The 23093-nt window shown below is 44.4% G+C and carries 17 protein-coding genes, 1 tRNA gene and 1 rRNA gene; 18 read left to right on the forward strand and 1 reads right to left on the reverse strand.

Annotated elements, in window-relative coordinates; translation table 11 throughout:
• From LI288_RS03395 to LI288_RS03465, 15 genes are all read left to right on the forward strand, one after another.
• Positions 1-105 (forward strand): 23S ribosomal RNA (locus LI288_RS03395); the annotation flags it as partial.
• A 118-nt stretch (positions 106-223) separates the two neighbouring features.
• Positions 224-294: transfer RNA gene (locus LI288_RS03400), tRNA-Trp, on the forward strand.
• 367 nt (positions 295-661) lie between these two features.
• Positions 662-1801, forward strand: coding sequence for a hypothetical protein (locus tag LI288_RS03405; RefSeq protein ID WP_227089440.1), 1140 nt, complete (start codon positions 662-664; stop codon positions 1799-1801).
• 39 nt (positions 1802-1840) lie between these two features.
• Positions 1841-2506, forward strand: a complete 666-nt coding sequence (locus LI288_RS03410; protein WP_022431936.1) for a hypothetical protein — start codon at positions 1841-1843, stop codon at positions 2504-2506.
• A 1-nt stretch (position 2507) separates the two neighbouring features.
• Positions 2508-4391, forward strand: coding sequence for an ABC transporter substrate-binding protein (locus tag LI288_RS03415; protein WP_227089441.1), 1884 nt, complete (start codon positions 2508-2510; stop codon positions 4389-4391).
• 4 nt (positions 4392-4395) lie between these two features.
• The gene (locus tag LI288_RS03420) at positions 4396-5385 is read left to right on the forward strand and encodes an ABC transporter permease (RefSeq protein WP_022431934.1); all 990 of its coding nucleotides are present in this window, start codon (positions 4396-4398) and stop codon (positions 5383-5385) included.
• Between the two features lie 39 nt (positions 5386-5424).
• Positions 5425-6369 carry an ABC transporter permease gene (locus tag LI288_RS03425; RefSeq protein WP_022431933.1) on the forward strand — a complete coding sequence of 315 codons (945 nt, stop codon included), beginning with the start codon at positions 5425-5427 and terminating at the stop codon, positions 6367-6369.
• On the forward strand, positions 6348-7322 hold the full coding sequence (locus LI288_RS03430; protein WP_227089442.1) for an ABC transporter ATP-binding protein: 975 nt from the start codon (positions 6348-6350) through the stop codon (positions 7320-7322). Before LI288_RS03425 ends, LI288_RS03430 begins: the two co-directional genes overlap by 22 nt.
• Complete coding sequence (locus tag LI288_RS03435) at positions 7297-8310, forward strand: ABC transporter ATP-binding protein (RefSeq protein ID WP_227089443.1); 1014 nt, start codon at positions 7297-7299, stop codon at positions 8308-8310. The genes LI288_RS03430 and LI288_RS03435 overlap by 26 nt, the downstream gene beginning before the upstream one ends.
• Positions 8311-8327: 17 nt before the next feature.
• Complete coding sequence (locus tag LI288_RS03440; protein ID WP_227089444.1) at positions 8328-9038, forward strand: hypothetical protein; 711 nt, start codon at positions 8328-8330, stop codon at positions 9036-9038.
• Positions 9039-9168: 130 nt separating this feature from the next.
• Positions 9169-10773 (forward strand): FMN-binding protein, encoded by a 1605-nt coding sequence (locus LI288_RS03445; RefSeq protein WP_227089445.1) that lies wholly within the window; start codon positions 9169-9171, stop codon positions 10771-10773.
• 203 nt (positions 10774-10976) lie between these two features.
• Positions 10977-11234 carry a hypothetical protein gene (locus tag LI288_RS03450; protein ID WP_022431928.1) on the forward strand — a complete coding sequence of 86 codons (258 nt, stop codon included), beginning with the start codon at positions 10977-10979 and terminating at the stop codon, positions 11232-11234.
• Positions 11235-11362: 128 nt separating this feature from the next.
• The gene (locus LI288_RS03455; RefSeq protein ID WP_440311442.1) at positions 11363-12949 is read left to right on the forward strand and encodes a peptide chain release factor 3; all 1587 of its coding nucleotides are present in this window, start codon (positions 11363-11365) and stop codon (positions 12947-12949) included.
• Between the two features lie 50 nt (positions 12950-12999).
• On the forward strand, positions 13000-15156 hold the full coding sequence (locus LI288_RS03460) for a dockerin type I domain-containing protein (protein ID WP_022431926.1): 2157 nt from the start codon (positions 13000-13002) through the stop codon (positions 15154-15156).
• Between the two features lie 49 nt (positions 15157-15205).
• Positions 15206-16882, forward strand: a complete 1677-nt coding sequence (locus LI288_RS03465) for a cadherin-like beta sandwich domain-containing protein (RefSeq protein ID WP_227089447.1) — start codon at positions 15206-15208, stop codon at positions 16880-16882.
• Positions 16883-16996: 114 nt separating this feature from the next.
• On the opposite strand, the gene LI288_RS03470 is transcribed toward LI288_RS03465, so the two are convergent.
• Positions 16997-18058, reverse strand: a complete 1062-nt coding sequence (locus tag LI288_RS03470) for a glycosyltransferase family 2 protein (RefSeq protein WP_227089448.1) — start codon at positions 18056-18058, stop codon at positions 16997-16999.
• Positions 18059-18216: 158 nt separating this feature from the next.
• Between LI288_RS03470 and LI288_RS03475 the strand changes: the two genes are divergently transcribed.
• Genes LI288_RS03475 through LI288_RS03485 form a run of 3 tightly spaced genes read left to right on the forward strand, consistent with a single transcriptional unit; the run spans position 18217 to position 23067 of the window.
• Positions 18217-19908, forward strand: coding sequence for an N-acetylmuramoyl-L-alanine amidase family protein (locus tag LI288_RS03475; protein ID WP_227089449.1), 1692 nt, complete (start codon positions 18217-18219; stop codon positions 19906-19908).
• Positions 19823-20617, forward strand: a complete 795-nt coding sequence (locus LI288_RS03480; RefSeq protein ID WP_227089450.1) for a hypothetical protein — start codon at positions 19823-19825, stop codon at positions 20615-20617. Before LI288_RS03475 ends, LI288_RS03480 begins: the two co-directional genes overlap by 86 nt.
• Positions 20608-23067, forward strand: a complete 2460-nt coding sequence (locus LI288_RS03485; protein ID WP_227089451.1) for an ATP-dependent DNA helicase — start codon at positions 20608-20610, stop codon at positions 23065-23067. The genes LI288_RS03480 and LI288_RS03485 overlap by 10 nt, the downstream gene beginning before the upstream one ends.
• Positions 23068-23093 lie beyond the last annotated feature (26 nt).

The following is a 23093-nucleotide window of genomic DNA, read 5'->3' on the forward strand; positions in this document are numbered from 1 at the left end:
GTAATCTAGTAAGACCCCTTGAAGACGACGAGGTAGATAGGTGAAAGGTGGAAGCGTGGTGACATGTGGAGCTGATTCATACTAATAGGTCGAGGGCTTAACCGAAGAAGGTTAGGTTTGCAAAAAGGAAACGGATAGAACGAGAGTTATCCAGAGGATAATCGGATGAAAAAGAATTTTAATGTGCAGTTTTGAAGGAACAGATTTTTTGTTCTTATCATATAGGGGTGTGGTGAAGTGGTATCATAGGGGTCTCCAAAACCTTTGGTGGGAGTTCGATTCTCTCCACCCCTGTTTATAAAGTTTAGTGATGAAGCGGTAACGCTTCTTTTTTTATATTTTTATAATTTTAGCAAATACGGCATACGCATCTAGTGTATATATATTTGCTGAAATATATATTATTCAGCCGTATTCGGGCAGTTATTTCCCAATTTACATTTATCAGAACAAAATCTATAACAGATGTTACATTCTCATCTTCTTTAATTACAAATTATTAAACTGTAAATGAATATTCATTTAGGTAAATTTTGGTTCTTTACAAATAAAAGGTTATATGTTATTCTAACTAACGTTAGTTTAGACAAACATAAATTTGGAAAAACTAATATAAATTAATTAGAACTAATATGAACATTAAAGAGGAATGAAAACGAAAATGAAAAAAACATTATATCGATTAACTGCCGCATTTTTTGCGATTGTAGTATCATTTGCCGCAGTACTGGCACTGGCAGGCTGCGGTTCATCAAAAACAACAGATTCAAGTAACAGCAGTAAAACGGATAAAAAAGCGGTTGAAGCTGTTGCAGGAGATTATTATCTGGATTTATCAGAGCTGGGAATGAAACTGGTGATTTATCTGCGGCTGACAGAAAACGGTACATTTCAGTTTTCTAATACAACGGATTTTGAGATCAATAAAAGCTCAGGTGTCGTTCAGAAAGGTGCAAATGACTATGTAATGGTTTATGAATCGGTAAACGGTGCGGATAAGAGCATTTCGGATGGTTTGACAAGCAGCTTTTTTGTAGATGACGAGGGCAGACTGGATTTTACCCATTGTGAAAAAATTTATTATGGTTCGGCATCAGCAACAACAACGAGCGACAGCTCCGATGCGAAACTGCTTGCAGTAAAGATTCCGGAAGGATATGAACAGCCGGATACCGAATCAGCATTTACAACGGGAACTTACACGGCAACGGGTGCGGACAGAACGTATACAGCAACTTTTTATGTGGACAATACATATGTAGTGACAGAAAGCCGGACGGAAAACGGTGAGAAGCAGTATTTTTCGGAAACGGGAACATACGGTGTGAACACATCACAGCTGGCATTGACACCGGAGGGAAAAGAGCGAATTTCATGTGAGGTGCTGAGTGATTTGGAATTACAGATTCAGGTTTTAACAGGAGTGGATACAGACAGCCGCGAAACATTGACATTCAAAAAGCAGGAAGTTAAGGAAGTTACGGCAAAACTGACAGGAACAGGAACGGTTACGGGAACGAATGAAAGCTTTGATGTGACGGTGCTGTTATATTCGGACGGCAGTTATACCAGCCGGGCAGGCAGTTTTACGGAAAATGGTGTGATTGTCCCGGACAGTAAAGACGGAACATTTAAAATTTATCCGGATAACAACGAAACCAAACTGCGCGGTTTAAATCAGATTGCAACCGTACCGGCAGGTACATTAAGCAGTGAAAGCGGCAGTTTAAAGCTTGAGGGCTTCCGTGTCAGAAACTCAGACAATCTGACACGATATAAGTGTGAAATTTCAGAAAATTGAAATAAAAGAAACAAAGAAACTAAAATAAAGGAGAATACTATGCAGTCATCAAAAAAATTTTTTAACTGGGCGTTTAATACGAGGGCAGAAAATGTTATCAAATTACAGAAAGGGGAAATGACATCACCGGAGAAGATGTTTTTAAGCTTCTGTTCACATGAACCGGCATTTGTATCCTACGGTCCGGCGGGCTTAAACGCATCGGTAAAGGGTGTCGGATTTTTACCGAAGGACGAATATCTTGAGGAAACGCTGGAGATTTATTTAAAGCATATTGCAACATATGAGCCGGGCGATAAAAGCTACGGTGAGCGTGGTTTAAAGCTTTTAGTGGAGCAGATGTACGGCGAAGAAGCCAGAAAGCGGATTGATTTTACAAAGCTTGGCAGTCTTGAAATGGCAAAAAAGCAGAGCTGGACAAACTATCAGGTAAACCCCGAAGCGTGTCTGATTTTTCATCAGCCGCCGATGATTTCCTATAAGCTGAAAGGAAAAGTAGAGATTTACGATGAGAATTTATCCGGAAAGCGGGAGCTTTACCAGCAGTTTATCAATGCACAGCATGACGTATACCACAATCCGACCGGAATGAAACGCTGGAAAGAACAGCCGGCATACATTTTCAGAATTGAAGAAGTTTACGACAACAGTGCAACAAAAGACGGTTTTGGAGAACGGTTAGAATATCCGTATGTGGAAGAATAAAATGCAGAGATTAAAAAAACTGGCAGGAGTGCTTGCCATGGTATTTGTGGTGTCGTTTTTATTTAGCGGGTGCGCGGACGCCTCGATTGCGGAGCGCAGGCAGGATACGTCATCGACCTTGTATACAGGATACGTGGGAACGTCTTTTCCGACTTCCTTTATGCCGTGGCTGTCGAGGGACGGTATTGCGCCGACCGTTGCCAGCATGATTTACAACACACTGTTTTCATATGACACGGACAGCGGCACGTATGCGCCACTGACAGCAAAAAGCTGGTGCTATGTGGATTTGGAAGGGCAGCCGCTGACACAGGATCAGACATTTCAGACTGCGAATGACAATGAGGCAGTAGAAAATTATTACAGCACACGCAAAGAAGATTATATGGCGGTGCGGATTGAACTGTATGACAATGTGTACTGGTCGGACGGTGAAAAACTGACAGTGGAAGATGTGTATTATTCCTTTGACCTTGCAACCGATTATGCGCTGTCTAATCATGCAGGCGCGTTGGCGTGGACTGCCGATTTAAAGCATGAATCAGACGGCAGAAAGCTTGTCACACAGGGCATGTTTACGGCAAAACACTCGGATTTAAGCGGTACATACGGGATTCTGCCGGGTGAGGAAGATACGGTGATGTATTTTCTGGTGAATAAATCTTTCGGTGCGGTAACAACGCTGTTTAATACGATTCTGATACTGCCGGAGCATATCTGGGAACCGATTGTAAGCAGTGAGTGTCAGTTAAACAGTAAAAATCCGCAGGGTGAGCTTTTAAAACGGTATGAAAATCCTGTCGGAAGCGGTGCGTGGATATTGGAAAAGGACGAAACGAATACGCAGGTGATTACATTGGTGCAGAATCCCAATTATCATCTGAAAGCGCAAGACGGTTCGGCACTGTATAAAGTGGATAAAATCAAAATTTTATTGTATCTGGATTCCAATACCGCCATTTTTGCCCTGCGCAAAGGCTATATTGACATTCTGGATTCGGCGGTAAGCAGTAATTATCTGAATCTGCTGTCCGGGGAAAAAGACATTTTCGTATCGAATGCACCGGGAAACGGTATCAGTTGTCTGGTGTTCAATGTCAATCCGTCAAAGCCGTATGATTCCGGCATGAAAATGCTGTTACAGGATATTGAAGTCAGAAAAGCGATTGCACTTGCGGTTCATCAGGAAGAACTGATTGCAAATGTGCTGGACGGTGCGGGAAAAACGGCATCGGCGGGACTGATTTCGGTAAATGACGAACTGCTGTATGAACCGCAGGCGGATATTTTATCCGGACCGGTTGAGGAGCGGCTTACTCAGGCAAATGCGATTTTAGATGAACGTTTTCAGGATAAGGACGAGAGCGGATACCGTTTATACAACGGGGAGCGGATTCATTTTCAGATTGTGACGGCGGCGGCAAATCAGGATTTGGTGTCTTATTTACAGCGCCAGTTGCAAAAAATCGGAATTGAAGTGACATTGCAGGCGGCGGGCTCAACACCGGAAACAACGTATCTGTACAACAGTAATTTTGACATGACGGTGCAGCCGGTGATTTTATCCATGGCAAATGCAGATGTCATGTATAAAGCGCATTTTGTGACGACAGAGCGTTCATCCAATTACGGAAAAATACAGGATGAAGAATTGACAGATGAAATCAATGCCATGCGTAAAACGTTGAATCAGGAAGCGCGTATTGCAAGGATTCACCATTTGCAGGTGCTGACGGCACAGCAGTATTACAAGATTCCGCTGTATTCGTCCAATGTATTGTCCGTTGCGCGTACCGACAGATTTACAGGGTATGTGGTATCGGACGGCCAAACGGTTTTTAACAATGAAACACTAAAGAATCTGGTACAGGTAACAGGAGAGTAAAAAGATGAAAAATACTTATATCATACAGCGCATTTTATATACGCTTTTTATCTTCGCACTGGTTGTTACTTTGTGCTTTTTTATTCCGCGGATCGGCGTGGAAGACCCGTGTGCAAGATATTATCCGGCGCAGGGCAATATGAGCGATGAAAATTATGAAATGATTAAGGAGCTGACAAGACAGCAGTACGGGTTAGACGGCTCGAACTGGTCGCAGTATGTACGGTATGTCAAAAATCTTTTAAAGGGTGATTTAGGCACGTCCTATCAGGCGGGTTCGCCAAAGGTGTGGAGCCTGATAGCACAAAGACTGCCGTGGACACTGGTGCTTTCGGTGTCGAGTATGCTTATCAGTCTGTTTTTCGGAATCCTTATCGGTGCGGCATGTGCCGCAAAACGCGGCGGCATGGCAGACAGGATGCTGATGAATGCTTCCACGGTAACAACGGCGGTTCCGTCCTTTTTTATCGCACTGCTGTTGTCCTTTTTTCTGGGATTTCAGTTAGAGTGGCTTCCGGCATATACAGACCAGAATATGGTATCGGAATTTGCATGGAATTTAAAAAGCGTGGAAATGGTTGCCTACAATGCCGCCCTGCCGGTGTTATCGACAGTGGTTGGCGGTATTGTATCGTATGCGCAGAGTACCAGAAACAGTGTGATTGCCGTTGCCAATGAAAATTTTATCGTTACGGCAAAAGCAAAAGGTGTATCGCAGAATGGTGTTGTTTACAAACACATTTTAAGAAATGCATTGCTTCCGATTGTGACGGGGCTTGGAATGGGGCTGTCCGGACTGATTGGTGGTTCGGTGGTTATCGAAAAAATATTTAACTGGCAGGGAATCGGCATGCTGTATCTGGAAGCGAATAACAATAACGATTATCCGCTGATGATGGGCATTATGATATTTATGGCGGCGGTGGCACTGCTTGGCAATCTGATTACCGATTTGTGTCTGGGGCTGTTAGACCCGCGCGTTACGGTAGAGTAGGACTGAGAAGTTACAAAGAAATGAAAATAGAGGATTAAGATGAAGGGATTCAGACTGATAAAAAAGATTGCACAGAATAAACAGGGCAGAATCGGACTGATTATTTTGCTGGTGCTGGCGGTAACTGCCGTATTTGCACCGCTCATTGCGCCGTTTGACCCGTATGATGTGACCATGCGCGATGCAAAGGGGCTTGCCCCGGATAAAATCCATTGGCTGGGGACAACGATTACAACCGGACAGGACGTATTCAGCATGTTAATTTACGGAACGCGCGTGTCGCTTGGCATCGGTATTATTACCGGGATAGCAATTTCTGTGCTTGGGTCGCTCTTAGGTGTTGCCGCAGGGTATCTGGGACGAGCCGTCGATATGATTATCATGCGGATTGTCGATGTGATGTTAGTCATACCGACACTGCCGCTGACAATTCTTATCACCAACATTTTTGGCAAAAGCTATGTCGTGATTGTGCTTGTTTTTGTGCTGTTTGGGTGGCCGGGGCTGGCAAGAACCGTGCGTTCCCAGGTTTTGCAGATGAAAAATGCGGATTACGTCAAGGCAGCGGAGCTTTCGGGTGCGAAAAAGGGCTATATTATGTTGAAACATATTCTTCCCGGTGTATCTAACCTTGTAGTCATGAGTACGGCACTTACCAGTGCGGGCATTATGATTGCGGAGGCGGGATTGAGTTTTCTGGGACTGGGGAATCCCACAATGATTAGCTGGGGGAAAATGCTTTCGGAAGCGCAGAGCAGTGGCGCGGTGCTGTTTGGACAGTGGTGGATGATTGTTGCGCCGGGAATCGGAATCTTTTTATCGGTGTATTCATTTATGCGTGTCGGATTTGCGATTGAAGAAGTCTTAAATCCGAAAATGCACGGACAGGGCAGTGTAAAAAAGCTGTGGAAGCATATGAACGGCACTTATTTGGACGAGGTTTTTGACACAATGGAGGAACCATGCAAAACGCAATCGAAGTAAAGAATTTAAAAGTGGTATTTCCTGACAGGGGCAGAATGATTCGTGCGGTCGAGGGTGTAGACTTAACGGTAAAAAAAGGGGAATGTCTTGCGCTGGTGGGAGAAAGCGGCTGCGGTAAAAGCATGACTTCCTTATCGTGCATGAAGTTACAGCCGTCTTTGGCAGCGGTGCGGCTGGATCAGCTGTGTATCTGCGGGGAAGATGTCACAGACTACACAGACCGTCAGATGCAGGCACTGCGCGGCAGTAAGATTTCCATGATTTTTCAGGACGCACTGACGGCATTAAATCCTGTGATGACGATTGGAAAACAGATGGACGAGATTTACCGCTGTCATGAAAAAATCAGCAAAAAAGAAGCAAAAATGCGTTCGATTAAAGCTTTAAAAGCTGTCGGCATTCCGGATGCAGAACTGCGGTATCACGCATTTCCACACGAATTATCCGGTGGTATGCGCCAGCGTGTACTGATAGCCATGGCATTTGCCTGTGAACCGGAGGTTATCATCGCAGATGAACCGACAACGGCATTGGACGTCACGATACAGGCGCAGATTCTGGAGCTGCTTTCAAAAATGCAGAAGGAAAAGCAGACGGCACTGCTTTTGATTACGCATGATTTGAGTGTGGTACGCAGTATGGCGGACAGAATCGCCGTGATGTACAGCGGAAAGATTGTTGAGGAAGCACCGGCAAAGGAACTGCTTGAAAATCCGCTTCACCCGTATACAAAAGGGCTTATGGCGGCAGTGGCGCGCCTTGATGATGACAAAAAAGAATTTGTACAGATACCCGGACATCTGCCGGATCCGGCGGATAAGCCGGCAGGCTGTTATTTCCACCCGCGCTGTCCGTATGCGGCGACAGCGTGTAAAAAGGCAATGCCGTTACTGACACAGAATGAACAGGGAAGAAAGGTGCGCTGTTATGAGGCAGGAAAATTTAAAGAATAACAGGGATATTTTGCTGGAAACCAGAAATTTAAGCGTTGAATTTCCTATGAAGAAAAAGTTTTTTTTTGAAAAACAAAAAATGCTGTCTGCCGTATCGGACGTATCTATACAAATCCGGAAAGGAGAAACGTTTGGACTGGTCGGGGAGAGCGGCTGCGGCAAATCAACGTTTGCCAATGCAACGCTTGGTTTTGCAAAGCCCCGGTCGGGAGAAATTTATTTTAACGGACAGCCGCTTTATGCAGAAAAAAAGTCGGTGCAGGAAGCAAGACTTCACATGCAGAAGATTTTTCAGGACCCGGCATCGTCTTTAAATCCCCGCTTTACGGTGCGGGAAGCGGTTTGCGAACCTATGCGGATACGCGGCGGATTTGACAAAAATGAGGTGGAGCGGAAAGCGCGGGAAATGATTACGGCGGTCGGACTGACCGGGAAAGATTTAGACCGCTATACTTCGCAGTTTTCGGGCGGACAGCAGCAGCGTATTGCAATAGCAAGAGCCTTGATATTAAACCCGGAATATATCGTGTGTGACGAACCGGTCAGCGCATTGGATGTGTCGGTTCACGCACAGATTTTAAATCTGCTTATGGAAATGCAGGAAAAGACACAGACGACCTATTTATTCATTTCGCACAATCTGGCGGCGGTGAAAAAGCTCTGCTCACGGCTGGCAATTATGTATCTGGGCAAGGTGGTGGAATACGGTGACGCGGCAAAAATATTTGCAAATCCCGTGCATCCTTACACGAAAGCCCTGTTATCGGCGGTGCTTACGGTGAATCCAAATGAGGAAACGAAGCGTATTGTGTTAAAGGGCGATGTGACAAGCCCAATCAATCCGCCGTCCGGGTGCCGTTTTTGCAGCCGGTGTTATCAGGCACAGAAGGACTGCGCAGACAGGGAATGTGTGCTGACGGAGGTTGAGCCGGAGCATTTTGTGGCGTGTCCTGTGGTGACAGGACTAAAAGCAGATATAGAACAGTAAACGATAAGGAGAGAAAGATGAGAAAGACGACATTGGTGGCGGCAGGGCTGGTTATCGGTCTGAGTATGGGACTGGCGGCATGCGGCTCAAAAGATACGGCAAATCAGAACACTTCAAAAAGCACAACGGAGGCGGTAACGACAGCAGAGAGCAAGACCGCGGCGCAGGCGGCGGGAAAAGAAGGTGCTGAGGTCAGCAGTGAAGTTCTACAGGGCGAACAAGGGGATACAGAAGTGTCCGGACAGGAAGCGCCAAATCCGGATACACAGCCGGCAGAGGGCGAAGCAGGGAATGAGGAAAGAGCGGTAGTTGTATCTGAACCGGAAGGACCGGCAGAAGAAGAAGTACCACAGGCTCCGGCAGAAGAAGCACCTGCACCCGCACCGGAAACACCCGCACAGGAAGAAAAACAGGAGCGTAGTGTGGAGGGTACTTACACCGGTTCGACCGATAAATACGTAGATGCCATGGGCAGTTACATTCACTATGATGTAACGCTGACACTGTCCGGCGGAAGCTATCAGTATGCGGTGAGTATTACGGTATCGGGAAACCAGCAGTACAACTCAGGCGAGAATTATGATGGCAGTTATACGGTAAACGGTGACAACATTTCTATGACGGGAAAGTTAGAGAGTGCGAAAGCATATGACGGTGCAATGATCGTTACGGGACATTTGTCCAGCTTTGCGGGAAGCAGTGACAGTATTACCGTGTATCATCTGTAAAAACATGCGGCGGCGGTAATATTTATTTTGGATTTCCGCTTTACAAATCACACAGATAATGATAAACTTAGTCATGTCTAACAGATATTAGAAATATCTAACAAGAAAAACAGCAAGGAGAAAGAGGTTTATGAAAAAAAGAGGAACAGCCGGTCTTTTAGGCGGTGCGCTTGCAGTCGTTTTACTTGCAGGCAATGTACTTGGTGTCAGTTATCCGGCTTATGCGCAGGATACACAGCACCATGACGGAAATTATACGGCTTCGGCACATGTAGAATTTCATGAAGTGGTCAATTATGATTTATACGTAACAGTCAGTGTGAAGGACGGTGTGATCAGCAAGGTTGCCTTAAACGATGAAAAAAATGCAGACATTGAGGCGGTCAATGTACCGTATATCAATTATGCGATGAAGGGTATGGCGGATTCTTATATCGGAACAACCGGTACAGCAGCAGATACCGTCAGCGGTGCAACGTATTCAGCCAATGCCATTAACGAAGCGGTTGCAAAGGCAATGGTTAAATCACAGGCAAATGAAGCCGATGCCGATACGGCAGATACCCCTTCCGGTGACAACGGACAGAACGATAACCAGAACGGCAGTGACAACACAAATGATACACAAAAGCCTTCTGATGATAAAACCAATTCCGGCGATACAGGAAACGACAGTTATGAACGTGTGTTAAAGACAGGTGCTTATGAACTCACAGCGGACAGCTATGATGCTTCAGCCATGATGAAAATGCCTGCATTTATCTGCATTGATGCAGAAAATAACACATTCAGCGTACATCCGTATAAGAACGGCGTTGTAGATTATGAAACGAATAAGGGTTCAGGTTCAATTTCCTTTGATTCTGCAACTGGTGTATACACAATGACCTATGAAGCAGGTGTAACGGTTGTGGCACTCGGTGCAACAACGACATTTACAGCAGATGCGGACAGCATTACATTTACGAGTCCGTTACGTTATGGTGCGGCGCAGATGAATACAACCGATGCAGACGGCAAATTCCTTTCATACACAGCAAAGACATCAGCTTATGAGGGCACACTGACAAGCGGTGCTTATGTACTGACAGCAGACAGCTATGACGCTTCTGCAATGATGAAGATGCCTGCATACATCGGAATTGATATGGGAAAGAAGACCTTTATCGTACACCCGTATAAAAATGACGTGGTAGACAACGATACCAATAAGGGTTCAGGTTCAATTTCCTTTGATTCTGCAACCGGTGTATACACAATGACTTACGAAGGCGGTGTAACGGTTGTGGCACTCGGCAGTACAACAACATTTACGGTTTCAGACAAGGGTATTACATTTACAAGTCCGTTACGTTACGGTGCGGCACAGATGAATACAACCGATGCAGACGGTAATTTCCTTTCTTATACGGCAGTGCCTTATACACAGGAAATACCGGACGGTGATACCAATGATGACACACAGGGCAAAGGAGATTCAGGAAATACATCAGGCGGCACATCCAATGACAGTACACAGTCCGGTGAATCCACAGGAAACAGCGCGTCAGAGGGCAATGCCAATGCGTCAGGACAGAACTTTGAGAGTTCCCAGTCCGGTGCCCAGACATCAGGAAACAGTACCGTAAAGACCGGTGATTCAGCGATGACAGGCATGTATGCAGTATCAGCCGTTTTATCAATCGGTCTTCTCATTGCGGCGGCAGTATTGAAGAAACGTAAAAGAGTACTGTAGGACATGATACGCAGACAGAGGTATGTTCAAAAAAATAAAAATATAAAACAGCACAGAGGTGTAATGACAGCAGCGTCCGTATGGTTATGCGGGCGCTGTTTTGCACATTTTTTTTCAGAAAAGAATTGAAGTTATGCGGCTGATACGGTATAATTCAATATGAAAATTTATGTTTAAGTTTTTGATAGATGGAGGACAAAGAAATGACAAGAACATATCAGGTAAAATATAAGAGCAAGAGTAAAATGCTGACAACACCGGAGAAAGTTGAAGATACAAAAAAGACGATTTTAGAAGTACCGCGTGTAAAATCCGTAGAAATTAAAGATGACGGACAGATTGTCAGCATCGAAGTAGAAAAAGAAGAAGATTTTGAAGAAGTGATGAACCGTGTGGTAAATGTATTCAGAAGAATCGATGACAAATCCGAGGTTTCTTATAAATTTGCATTAAATGCATAGTACTGGGCGAAGAACAGTGAAAAGGGCTGTCACACTAAGGTGAAACATTGCGTTAGTGCGGCACCCTTTCATCATTTCAGGCAGACAGAAAATAAGAAGTAAAACAAGGAGAAATAAAATTGGCTGACATTAGAAGCGAGATTGAAAAAAGAAGAACATTTGCCATTATATCCCACCCGGATGCCGGTAAAACCACACTGACGGAAAAGTTTCTGCTCTACGGCGGAGCGATTAACCTGGCAGGGTCGGTAAAGGGTAAAAAGACCGCAAAACACGCGGTTTCAGACTGGATGGAGATTGAAAAGGAAAGAGGTATTTCCGTAACGTCATCTGTATTGCAGTTTAATTATGACGGATACTGCATTAATATTCTGGATACGCCGGGTCATGAAGACTTCTCGGAAGATACGTACAGAACCTTAATGGCAGCGGATTCGGCGGTCATGGTAATTGATGCGTCAAAGGGTGTGGAAAAACAGACGATTAAGCTGTTTAAGGTCTGTGTTATGCGTCACATCCCGATTTTTACATTTATCAACAAAATGGACCGTGAAGCTAATGACCCGTTTGAGCTGTTAGATGAAATTGAAAGTGTATTGGGTATCAGTACCTGTCCTGTCAACTGGCCAATCGGCTGCGGCAAGGAATTTAAAGGTGTGTATGACCGCAATACAAAAGACGTTTCCTTATTTAAAGCGGCAATGAACGGACAAAAAGAGGTTGAAACGAAGGAAATCGCCGTAGATGATGAAGCACTGCTTGCGGAAATCGGACAGGGCTATTTTGACAAACTCACAGAAGATATTGAACTGTTGGACGGTGCGAGTGCGGAATTTGATTTAGAACAGGTGCAGGAAGGAAACTTAACACCGGTATTTTTCGGTTCGGCGCTGACGAATTTCGGTGTGGAAACGTTCTTAAAGCATTTTCTGGACATGACAACCTCTCCGCTGCCAAGACATTCTTCAATTGGGGAGATTAATCCGTTTGAAGAAGACTTTTCGGCATTTGTATTTAAGATTCAGGCGAATATGAATAAGGCACACCGTGACAGAATCGCATTTATGCGAATCTGCTCCGGAAAGTTTGAGGCAGGCATGGAAGCCAACCACGTACAGGGCGGCAAAAAAATCCGTCTTGCCCAGCCACAGCAGATGATGGCACAGGAACGCCACATTGTTGAAGAAGCCTATGCGGGAGATATTATCGGTGTATTTGATCCGGGTATTTTTTCTATCGGAGATACAATCTGCAAGTCCAACCAGAAGTTTGAATTTGACGGAATCCCGACCTTCGCACCGGAACATTTTGCACGTGTCAGACAGATGGATACGATGAAAAGGAAGCAGTTTATCAAGGGAATCAGCCAGATTGCACAGGAAGGTGCGATTCAGATTTTTCAGGAATTTAATACCGGTATGGAAGAAATCATTGTCGGTGTTGTCGGTGTCTTGCAGTTTGAAGTGCTTGAATACCGCCTGAAAAACGAATACAACGTAGAGATTAAACTGGAACAGCTTCCGTATGAATATATCCGCTGGATTGAAAATCCGGAAGAAATCGATGTAAACCGCATTGTCGGTACTTCCGATATGAAGAAGATTAAGGACTTAAAGGACAATCCGCTGTTAATCTTTGTGAACAGCTGGAGTGTCAATATGGTACTGGAAAGAAATGAAGGCTTAAAGCTTTCTGAATTCGGTAAGAACAATTAACTTGTAAACGGCAGAGTAAGTGCAGGAAACAGTACAGAAATGAGGACACTATGGGGAAGAACGTACATGAAAAAAGAAAACGTTTACTGACAAAAATGAAAGCTGCGTGTCTGGCGGCGGTGATGTGTGTTTCAACGCTGCCGGTGCTTACGGCACAGATACAGCCGGTGACGGCTTATGCACAGGAGAAGACAGGAACGGTCAATGCCGGTGTCACAGGGCTTCGTGTCCGCTCATCGACAGATACCTCCGGTACGGCAAATGTCATTACAAAGGTCAGCGGCGGGTTCCATTTTGATATTCTGGATACGGTGCAGACGAGTGATACCTACGCGTGGTATCAGGTGGGTTTTTATTTAAACGGTACTTACACCAAAGGCTATGTGACGAGTGAATATGTCACGGTAGACAGTACGGATATTGACTATTCGGACGATACGGATTTTGAGAGCTATCTTTCAAGTCAGGGCTTCCCGGAATCTTATAAGGAAGATTTGCGCAGTCTGCATGCGAAGTATCCAAAGTGGATATTTGTTGCGGATTTTGTGGACAAGGACTGGGATACGGTCGTTGAAAATGAAAATGTACTTGGCCGGAGCCTGATTTATGCTTCGGCAAAAAGCTCGTGGAAGTCAACGGCGGATGGCGCATACGACTGGGAGAGCGGTTCGTGGTATGAATTGGACAGCGGCGGCTGGGTACAGGCTTCAAGCGCATTGGTGCAGTATGCCCTTGACCCGCGTAACTTCTTAAACGAAACAAATGTGTTTATGTTTGAGGATTTGTCCTATAACAGCTCCGTGCAGAGTGAAACCGGCGTAAGCAGTATTATTGAAGATACGTTTATGGACGGTTCGTCCCATGACTTGTCGTATGACGGAACGGATTTTAATTATCCTTCGGCGCTGATGTATGCAGGACGGGCATCGGGTGTCAGTCCGTATCATCTGGCAACGCGCATTATCCAGGAGCAGGGCAGAAAAGGACAGGGCAACAGCATTTCCGGAACGGTGAGCGGCTATGAGGGGTATTACAATTACTACAATCAGGGTGCTTATAAAACCGCAACGGCAAGTGCGGTGGTCAACGGCTTGAAGTATGCCGCCAAAACCGATGCAGCGACATTAAGACCGTGGAATACCCGTATGAAATCTGTTATCGGCGGTGCGATTTACATAGGAAGCCGTTACATTAACCGTGGACAGAATACGATTTATTATGAAAAGTTTGATATGGTAACACCGTATACCCATCAGTATATGACAAATGTCTTAGCACCGAGAAGTGAGTCTTCGACCGCTTCACAGGCATACAGCGATACGACCAAGAAAAATACGGCACTGGTGTTTAAGATTCCGGTTTATAAAAATATGCCGGACAGTGCGTGTGAGCTTCCGACAGGGGAGGGCAGTCCAAACAATGCCTTAACAAGTCTTTCGGTTTCAGGTTATTCGCTGACACCGACGTTTGATATGTTTACAACTGAGTATGGTGTAATTGTGGAAAATGAAATTTCTTCTGTGGATATCGAAGCACAAACAGCAGATTCCGGTGCAAAACTTACAGGAACCGGCAGTCATGCGCTAAAGGTCGGCACGAATGAGATTGAAGTGACGGTTACATCACAAAGCGGTGAAACAAAGACGTATATCATCCGTGTTGTGCGCAAAGAAGCGGCTTCCGGTGATAGTGGAAACAACAGTAACAACGGTGGTACAGATTCCGGAAACAGCGGCGGTGATAGCGGCACGGATAACGGAAACAGTGGCGGCGATTCGGAAAAGGGCGGATATTCGACAGATTTTCTGCTTGAAAACGGCAAGATATCCAGAGTCGGTGTCGGGAGTGCCGCACAGGACGTTTTAAATCACATTTCCTTTACGGGCGGCGCATACGGAAAAGTAACACACAGTGACGGCAGTGCCAATGACGGTATTGTGGGAACTGGAGATGTGCTTACGATTTACGATAAAAACGGCGGTGAAATGGCACGCTACACGTTTGTGATTTACGGTGATGTCAACGGCGACGGAGCGGTGACGAGCATGGATTTACTGTATGTGAAGCGCCATATTTTAGGAACAAAGCTGCTGGAAGAACCGTATCTGACGGCGGCAGATGCAAACCGTGGAAATGACGGCATTACATCAATAGACTTGTTATATATTAAAAGACACATTTTGGATATCCGGTACATTGAACAGTAGGATTCAGACAGTAGTGGGAGTTGCCAAAGAAATGTGATTGAGGTGAAAAATGACGGGAAAATGGAAAAAGGCAGCCGCAGTGCTGCTGGCAGCAGTAATGGCAGTTTTGCTGGTACCGCTGCCAACGTATGCAAAAGAAACAGCAAAGATATCCGTAGGCTCAGGCTCTTGTGATATTGGTGATGAAGTGACGATATCGGTCAGTGTCAGCAGCAGTGTGGACATTTATATGTGTGACATCTGGCTCAGTTATGATTCAGGCGTGCTACAGCCGGTTTCCGGCTACAGCGGTGGGGGCGGCGGCAGTGTGCGCCTGCTCTCTACTGACAGTACCTCATTCAGCGTGCGGTTTAAAGCGGTATCGGCGGGAAGTTCTTCGATTTCTGTAAGCACTTCCAATACGATTATCAGTTCGGCAGATGAGGATTATATGGCAGTCAGTGCCGGTTCGGGTTCAGTAACCGTAAAAGCACCGGTCAGCTATTCAACCGATAATACGCTTGCATCGTTAGATATCAGTCCGGGCGTGTTATCTCCGGCATTTTCACCGAATGTCACATCGTATACGACGACAGTCGGTTCAGACTGTTCACAGCTGGTTGTCAGTGCGGTTGCAAATGATGAAAATGCTTCGGTATCTGTCCGCGGAACGCGCATGGACCCCGGCAGTAATACGACAACGATTACGGTAACGGCACAGGACGGCTCTAAAAAGGTCTATACGATTTCAACAACAAAGGACGATTCTGCGGCGGCGACAACCAAAGCGGACGAACAGGAAACGACCAAAGCCGGAGAGCAGGAAACAACGACTGTCAGTTCGGAAGAACCGACACAGAGTGAGGAACAAATCCGCAGTATACAGGTAGCAGGTGCACAGTATGAACTGGCTGATGACTATACGGCAAATCCGCTTCCGTCCGGTTATGATGAAGTGGATTATGAATATAACGGCATTACCGTTAAAGCCGGAAAAGGCGTGAATACGAAGCTTATTCTGATGTATCTGAAAAATACGGACGGCAAAGGCACATCGGGCTTTTATGTGTATGATTCAGTTGCGAAAACATTTTCATTATATATAGAAGCAAGTGAACCGGATATTACTTATGCGGTGCTTCCGATTACGGATTCCATGGAAAAACCGGATGGATATAAAAAGACGACTTATACGATTGGCGGACAGACGGCAGATGTATTAATGTCTGAGGATGGCAGTTACTGTCTGTTCTATGGTGTCAGTTCGCTGGGCGTTACAGGGTGGTTCCGTTATGACTGCAATGACAATACAATACAGGTATACAGTGTGATGTCCGCTCCGGCGGGAAATCTCACGACACAGACCGAATCACAGGGAGTAAGCGCTGCTTCTGACAGAATGTGGAAAGTAGTGGCACTGGTGCTTTCGGCAGTTGTGGTTCTTTGTATCATTGCGATTGTAATGCTTGCAGTGAAGCTTTCAAAGAGTAAGCGGGCATTTGCAGCGGCGGCAGATGACGGCTATGACAGATATGATGACGATGAATATGATTTTGATTCTTATGAAGAAGATGATGATGAAGATTTATCGGAGGACGTGCTGGCAGATAAAGAAGATGAAATCCAGGAAGACGATGAAGATGAGGTCGTACGTTCGATTTCAGAAGCATTGAAAAAAAATGAGGATGATCTGGAAGTGTTAGACATTCAGGATGTAGATGACGTTGATGATGTGAAACGGACATAACAGAAAAAGGAACAGACTGCTGCAGAAATGCGGTGGTCTGTTCCTTTTTTTGACATTTTTCGGTATAAAGTGTAATTTACTGAATATATTACTGGAATATATATAATACAAATATTAGATTGCCGCCTGCCAGTGTTCTGCCTGCGCCTGATAATCCTCAGCCTGTGCTAAAAAAGCGGCAGAAAGTTCGGCATTTTTATTCTGTTTGGCTTGTGCGGCAAGCGTGCTGTAACATTTTGAAAGACAGGCAAGCGGCGCATCGCCGGACGAGTGGATGTCGATAATGCTCGGTGTTTCGGAAGCTGCGTTTAAATACCAAAGAACAGCTTCTTCATAATCCTTTAATCCGTAAAAATAGTGTCCGAGTTCCATGCAGATTTCCGCACACGGATTCTGTGCCATATCCTTTAAGCAGATTTTAAAGAATTCATTGTATGCGTTTGTCAGGCGGTAAATGCGCGCCAGCACGCAGGCAATGTTTTTGCGGCAGTCTTCGGGACGGTCTTCCTTTGCAAGCACATTTTCAAAAATTTCACGGACACTTAAAAAGTCTTCATCTGTTCCAGAAATAAAAAGTTCCTTGCAGAACATAATCACGACATAATTTTCAAGGCGCACACCGCGGCGGACAGCATCGGCAAACACACCGAAATCCCGTTTGGTATGGCTTTGTTCAGGCAGATGTAAAATCTTAATATCACTGTCAAATACAACCGGCTCTAATCGTACGGTTTCGTGAATCGGAGAAATCCATTCAAACGTACGCAGGCGCTTAAACAGCTTCGGGCGGTATTCTTCTTCAAAATTATAAACGGTGTTGTGCGATTTGCTGTTGACGTAAATCATCTGTACAATGTCAATTTCCGGAACAAGCACCTGTTTTAAATTTAAAAACTGGCGGCGGTTTTCCTCGTCTAAGACCTCGTCCGCATCGGCAGAAAAAATGTAGTCGCAGTTTGCTTTTGAAAAGGCAAAATTTCTTGCGGCGGCGAAATCGTTGTTCCATGGATAATCATAAATCAAATCCGTATATCCGGCGGCGATTTCTTTGGTGCGGTCGGTTGAGCCGGTATCTACGATAACAATTTCATCGCAGACCGGACGGTACGAATCCAGACAGCGTTTTAATAACTTTTCTTCATTTTTAACAATCATGCAAAGACTGATTGAAATCATAACGTACTCCTATCTGCCAAACGGCGTATATTCCAAATCTTTTATTACTGTAAGTATGACATTTTTGTGGGAAGACTGTCAACGGGAAGTTTCACAATGGGGAAAAGTATGGTATACTGTTTTTAGTTTAGAATAAGTGGAAAGTGAGGCACAAAAGTATGAAAAAAAGAAAGGCAGCAGTGCTGGCGGCAGCTGCGTTTGCAATGACGGCGGCATTTTTTTTAAACGGCATCCGGAGGGCAGAAGCGGCAGACAATGTTGTAGTGATGTTAGATCCCGGACATGACAGTACACATACAGGGGCGGCAGCATATGGTTTAAAAGAGCAGCAATTAAATTTAAAAATCGGACTGGCGTGCCGTACAGAGCTTGAAAAATACGATGGCATAACCGTTTATATGACACATGATACCATTGCGTGTCCGTTTGAAGGCAGTACAACCAAACAGGACTTAATACAGCGGACAGAATATGCAGGAGAAGTCGGAGCGGACCTTTTTGTAAGTCTGCATAACAATTCGGGCGATGACAGCGGATATGAAATTTATTATCCCAATAATCACTATGTATCAGAATTTAATGATATAGGATATGCGGTATCTGAGCATATTGCGGGTTACCTGAGTGAAATGGGCATATACCGGAATGGATTGTATACAAGAGATAGTGATGGCGAGGAAGATGATGATACCAACTGGTATCCGGATGGAAGCCGCGCGGATTATTACAGTGTCATCAGAAATTCCAAGTACAACGGTGTACCGGGAATTATTGTAGAACATGCTTATCTTTCAGATGCAGGGGATACACATGTATTTTTGTCCAATGACAACATGCTGGTACGTATGGGACAGGCAGATGCCAGCGGAATTGCAGATTATTTCGGACTGCATAAGAAAAATGGTCTATGTACGGATAAATACGGTGACTGGCATTATTACGAAGACGGTGAAGTATCGGATTACACGGGAATGGCGTTAAATGAATATGGCTGGTGGTATGTTACAGACGGTGAAATAGATGATTCTTATACAGGTATTGCAGAAAATGAGTATGGCCGCTGGTATATGCAGGACGGTGTTGTAAACATGGATTATACCGGAATGCTTTGTGACGGAGCAGAATGGTACTATGTTCAGGGCGGTTATGTAAATGATGCCTATACGGGAATGGCATGTAACGAGTATGGCTGGTGGTACTTTGAAGACGGAAAGTTAAACTGGAATTACACGGGAATGGCGTTGAATGAATACGGCTGGTGGTATTTTGAGAATGGCGTATTAAACTGGGATTATACCGGAATGGTATGTAACGAATATGGCTGGTGGTACTATCAGAATGGCAACTTGAATCGTGAATATACGGGAATGGCGTTGAATGAATACGGCTGGTGGTATTTTGAAAATGGATTTTTAAACCTGAATTATACGGGAATGGCGTTGAATGAGTATGGCTGGTGGTATTTTGAAAATGGCAATTTAAATGATGCCTATACGGGAATGGCGTTAAATGAATATGGCTGGTGGTACTTTGAAAACGGTCAACTGAATCGTGAATATACGGGAATGGCGCACAATGAATACGGCTGGTGGTATTTTGAAAATGGTCTGTTAAATGAGGAATATACCGGTATTGGCGCAAACAGTTACGGTGAATGGTATTATCAGCAGGGCAGAATCGGATATGACTTTAGCGGAAAAGTGAAATTTGATGATACAGAATATACCATTACAGAAGGTTATGTCGTAGAAAAAAGGATTGTAAATGAAACAGAAGCAGATACAGCAGATACAGTACATACAGCAGGAACGCTTCCAGCAGGCGAAGAAAGCAGTACTCTCGGCAAATAGGCATAATAAAGGGATTGGAACACTTTCCGAAAAGACGGTACATAGTGTACTGAAAAAATTTTTTGAGCCGGAAGAAGACAACCATGAAGTTGCGCTTGAGGGTTATTTTGCGGATATTTACAATGAAAACGGGGTTATTGAAATCCAGACAAGAAGCTTTGAGCGGCTTCGTGAAAAGCTGGCAGTCTTTTTGAACCACTATCCGGTAACAATTGTCTATCCGATGCCCTGCAACAAATGGGTGTTCTGGGTTGATGAACAGACAGGGGAGGTGAGTGAACCAAGAAAATCACCGCGCCACTACACGGTCTACGATGCTTTTACGGAGCTGTATAAAATCAAACAGTATCTGCATCACCCACAGCTGACGGTCAAACTGGTACTGATGGATATGCAGGAGTATAAGACGTTACAGCAGCGGATTCGTACCAAAAAAGGAATCCGCAGGCACGGCGAAAAAAAAGACAGAATCCCGATAGGCATACGGGAGATAGTGACAATTGAGCAGCTTGAAGACTATATGCAGTTTGTGCCGTATGAACTGGATGGCACGTTTACTTCGGCGGATTTTGCAAAAGCTGCCCATATTCCGGTGGATACGGCAAGGATAACACTTAATATTTTAAAGGATACGCAGACGGTTACAAGAGTAGGAAAGCAGGGCAGGTCGTATCTTTACGAGGTAAAGGAAAACAATAGATGTATGTAATAAAGGACAACGTAATTAAACTTTCAGTCCGCGGACTGGTTGAATTTATCTGCCGCAGCGGTGATATTGATAACAGAACCGGCGGATTTTCAGATGTGCGTCTGATGCAGGAGGGTACGCGCATGCACAAAAAAATACAAAAAAGCATGGGCGCATCTTACAGGGCGGAAGTTCCGTTAAAAATTGAACTGCCGGAAACGGTGGAGGATATTGATTACATCATACGTCTGGAGGGCAGGGCGGACGGTATTATCAGTGATTTCCACGAAGAAGCGGACGGCAGTAAGACACCGGTTGGAAAGGTTATTATTGATGAGATTAAAACCATGCAGTCTGATGTGGAAAAGTTAGAACAGCCGGTGTCGGTACATGAAGCGCAGGCAAAGGTGTACGGCTATATTTATATGGTACAGAACCATCTTTCCGGTATCGGCGTACAGATGACCTATGCCAATCCTGAAACAGAAAAAATAAAGCGTTTTACAAAAGAATATTCAAAAGAAGAACTGACAGAATGGTTTGAAACGCTGATCAACAGCTTTAAACGGTGGTCAGATTTTGTCTTTTGCGAACGTGAAAAAAGGACGGCATCGATTAAGAAGCTGTCCTTTCCGTTTGAATACCGCAAAGGACAGAAAAAACTGGTAACAGGTGTTTATCACTGCATCGGGGAAGCAAGAAATCTTTTTATTCAGGCATCAACCGGTGTTGGAAAAACCATTTCAACTATTTATCCGGCAGTCTGTGCCATGGGACAGAGTAAGGCAGACAAAATCTTTTATCTGACCTCTAAGACGATTACAAGAACCGTTGCCGAAGAAACCTTTTCAATTCTGCGCAGGCAGGGGCTTTCTATGCGTACGGTGACACTGACGGCAAAAGATAAAATCTGCATTCTGGAGGAAAGAAACTGCAATCCTGTTAAATGCGAGAGGGCAGCAGGACATTTTGACAGGATTAACGATGCGGTCTATGACATGATCACACATGAAATGGTGATTGACCGTGAAAAAGTGATGGAATATGCAAAGAAACATTGTGTCTGTCCGTTTGAGATGTCGCTGGATATTTCATACTGGTGTGACGGCATTATCTGTGATTATAATTATGTTTTTGACCCAAATGTGGCACTCAAGCGCTACTTTGGCGAAGGAAACAGGGGCGAGTATATTTTTCTGGTGGACGAAGCACACAATCTGGTTGACAGGGCAAGGCAGATGTACAGTGCTATTCTTGTAAAAGAGGATTTTCTGACAATAAAAAAATATGTAAAAGATACAGACAGGGCATTGTATAACAGCCTTGAAAAGTGCAATGCCGGATTGTTGGAATATAAAAGAAAATGTGATACAATAGATGTGATTGATTATCTGGGAACTTTTCCTGCGGCACTGGAACGGTGTTATGTAAGATTACAGCATTTTCTGGAACATCATAAAAATCATCCGCAGCAGGAGGAAATTTTGCAGTTTTTCTTTACACTGCGGCATTTTCTGAATATGTATGACTGCATGGATGAAAAATATCTGATTTATACAAAGCATGATGAGAACAATCATTTTTATATGAAATTGTTCTGTGTAGACCCGTCAACGAATCTGTCGGAAAGACTGGCACAGGGAAGAAGTGCCGTGTTTTTTTCGGCGACGCTGCTTCCGGTCAATTATTTTAAAGAAATGCTGACTGCAGATACACAGGATTATGCAGTGTATGCACAGTCTTCGTTTGACAGTAAAAAGCGCAGAATTGTTATCGGAAAAGATGTCAGCAGCAGATATACAAGAAGAAATGCAGGGGAATACCGGAAAGTATGCCGCTACATTGCCGAAACGGTACAGGTGCATCCGGGACGGTATCTCGTATTTTTTCCATCATATGGATATTTGCAGCAGGTAAAAGAAAACTATGAACAGATGTATAAACCGGATGAAATCATCATGGGCGCAGAGGGCGGTACACCAAAGCTTACAGCAGAACAGAATCTAATTGTGCAGCTTCCGTCGATGAAAGAACAGGAAAAAGAAAATTTTCTGTCTTTATTTGAAAATGTGCAGGGAAGCGGAAGCCTTTTAGGATTTTGTGTAATGGGCGGCATATTTTCAGAAGGGATTGACTTAAAAAGAGAAAGTCTTATCGGAACGATTATTGTCGGTACGGGAATTCCGATGATATCAAAGGAAAGAAATCTGTTGCGGGATTACTTTGACGGATGTGGAAAGGATGGTTATGCGTATGCCTATATCTATCCCGGCATGAATAAGGTATTACAGTCGGCAGGGCGCGTTATCCGCACGGAGGAAGACTGTGGAGTGATTATTTTACTCGATGACAGATTCTTGACACCCGGATATGAAAAGCTGTATCCGAGGGAGTGGAATGAGGTTTATCCGGTAACAAAGCACAATTTTAAAAATATATTAGCAGATTTTTGGAAAAATTTAGTGCAATAAAGTTAAATATATTGTATAATAATTAA

It is taken from the genome of Lachnospira pectinoschiza (assembly GCF_020564355.1).
Taxonomy (GTDB): Bacteria; Bacillota; Clostridia; order Lachnospirales; family Lachnospiraceae; genus Lachnospira; species Lachnospira intestinalis.

What these genes read in the sequence shown, in the direction of transcription:
- LI288_RS03405 (WP_227089440.1), top strand. Translation starts at nt 662, where the DNA reads ATGAAAAAAACATTATATCGATTAACTGCCGCATTTTTTGCGATTGTA.
- LI288_RS03430 (WP_227089442.1), top strand. Translation starts at nt 6,348, where the DNA reads ATGCAAAACGCAATCGAAGTAAAGAATTTAAAAGTGGTATTTCCTGAC.
- LI288_RS03485 (WP_227089451.1), top strand. Translation starts at nt 20,608, where the DNA reads ATGTATGTAATAAAGGACAACGTAATTAAACTTTCAGTCCGCGGACTG.
- LI288_RS03440 (WP_227089444.1), top strand. Translation starts at nt 8,328, where the DNA reads ATGAGAAAGACGACATTGGTGGCGGCAGGGCTGGTTATCGGTCTGAGT.
- LI288_RS03475 (WP_227089449.1), top strand. Translation starts at nt 18,217, where the DNA reads ATGAAAAAAAGAAAGGCAGCAGTGCTGGCGGCAGCTGCGTTTGCAATG.
- LI288_RS03415 (WP_227089441.1), top strand. Translation starts at nt 2,508, where the DNA reads ATGCAGAGATTAAAAAAACTGGCAGGAGTGCTTGCCATGGTATTTGTG.
- LI288_RS03470 (WP_227089448.1), bottom strand. Translation starts at nt 18,058, where the DNA reads ATGATTTCAATCAGTCTTTGCATGATTGTTAAAAATGAAGAAAAGTTA.
- LI288_RS03480 (WP_227089450.1), top strand. Translation starts at nt 19,823, where the DNA reads ATGAAACAGAAGCAGATACAGCAGATACAGTACATACAGCAGGAACGC.
- LI288_RS03465 (WP_227089447.1), top strand. Translation starts at nt 15,206, where the DNA reads ATGACGGGAAAATGGAAAAAGGCAGCCGCAGTGCTGCTGGCAGCAGTA.
- LI288_RS03435 (WP_227089443.1), top strand. Translation starts at nt 7,297, where the DNA reads ATGAGGCAGGAAAATTTAAAGAATAACAGGGATATTTTGCTGGAAACC.
- LI288_RS03445 (WP_227089445.1), top strand. Translation starts at nt 9,169, where the DNA reads ATGAAAAAAAGAGGAACAGCCGGTCTTTTAGGCGGTGCGCTTGCAGTC.
- LI288_RS03425 (WP_022431933.1), top strand. Translation starts at nt 5,425, where the DNA reads ATGAAGGGATTCAGACTGATAAAAAAGATTGCACAGAATAAACAGGGC.
- LI288_RS03450 (WP_022431928.1), top strand. Translation starts at nt 10,977, where the DNA reads ATGACAAGAACATATCAGGTAAAATATAAGAGCAAGAGTAAAATGCTG.
- LI288_RS03410 (WP_022431936.1), top strand. Translation starts at nt 1,841, where the DNA reads ATGCAGTCATCAAAAAAATTTTTTAACTGGGCGTTTAATACGAGGGCA.
- LI288_RS03420 (WP_022431934.1), top strand. Translation starts at nt 4,396, where the DNA reads ATGAAAAATACTTATATCATACAGCGCATTTTATATACGCTTTTTATC.
- LI288_RS03460 (WP_022431926.1), top strand. Translation starts at nt 13,000, where the DNA reads ATGGGGAAGAACGTACATGAAAAAAGAAAACGTTTACTGACAAAAATG.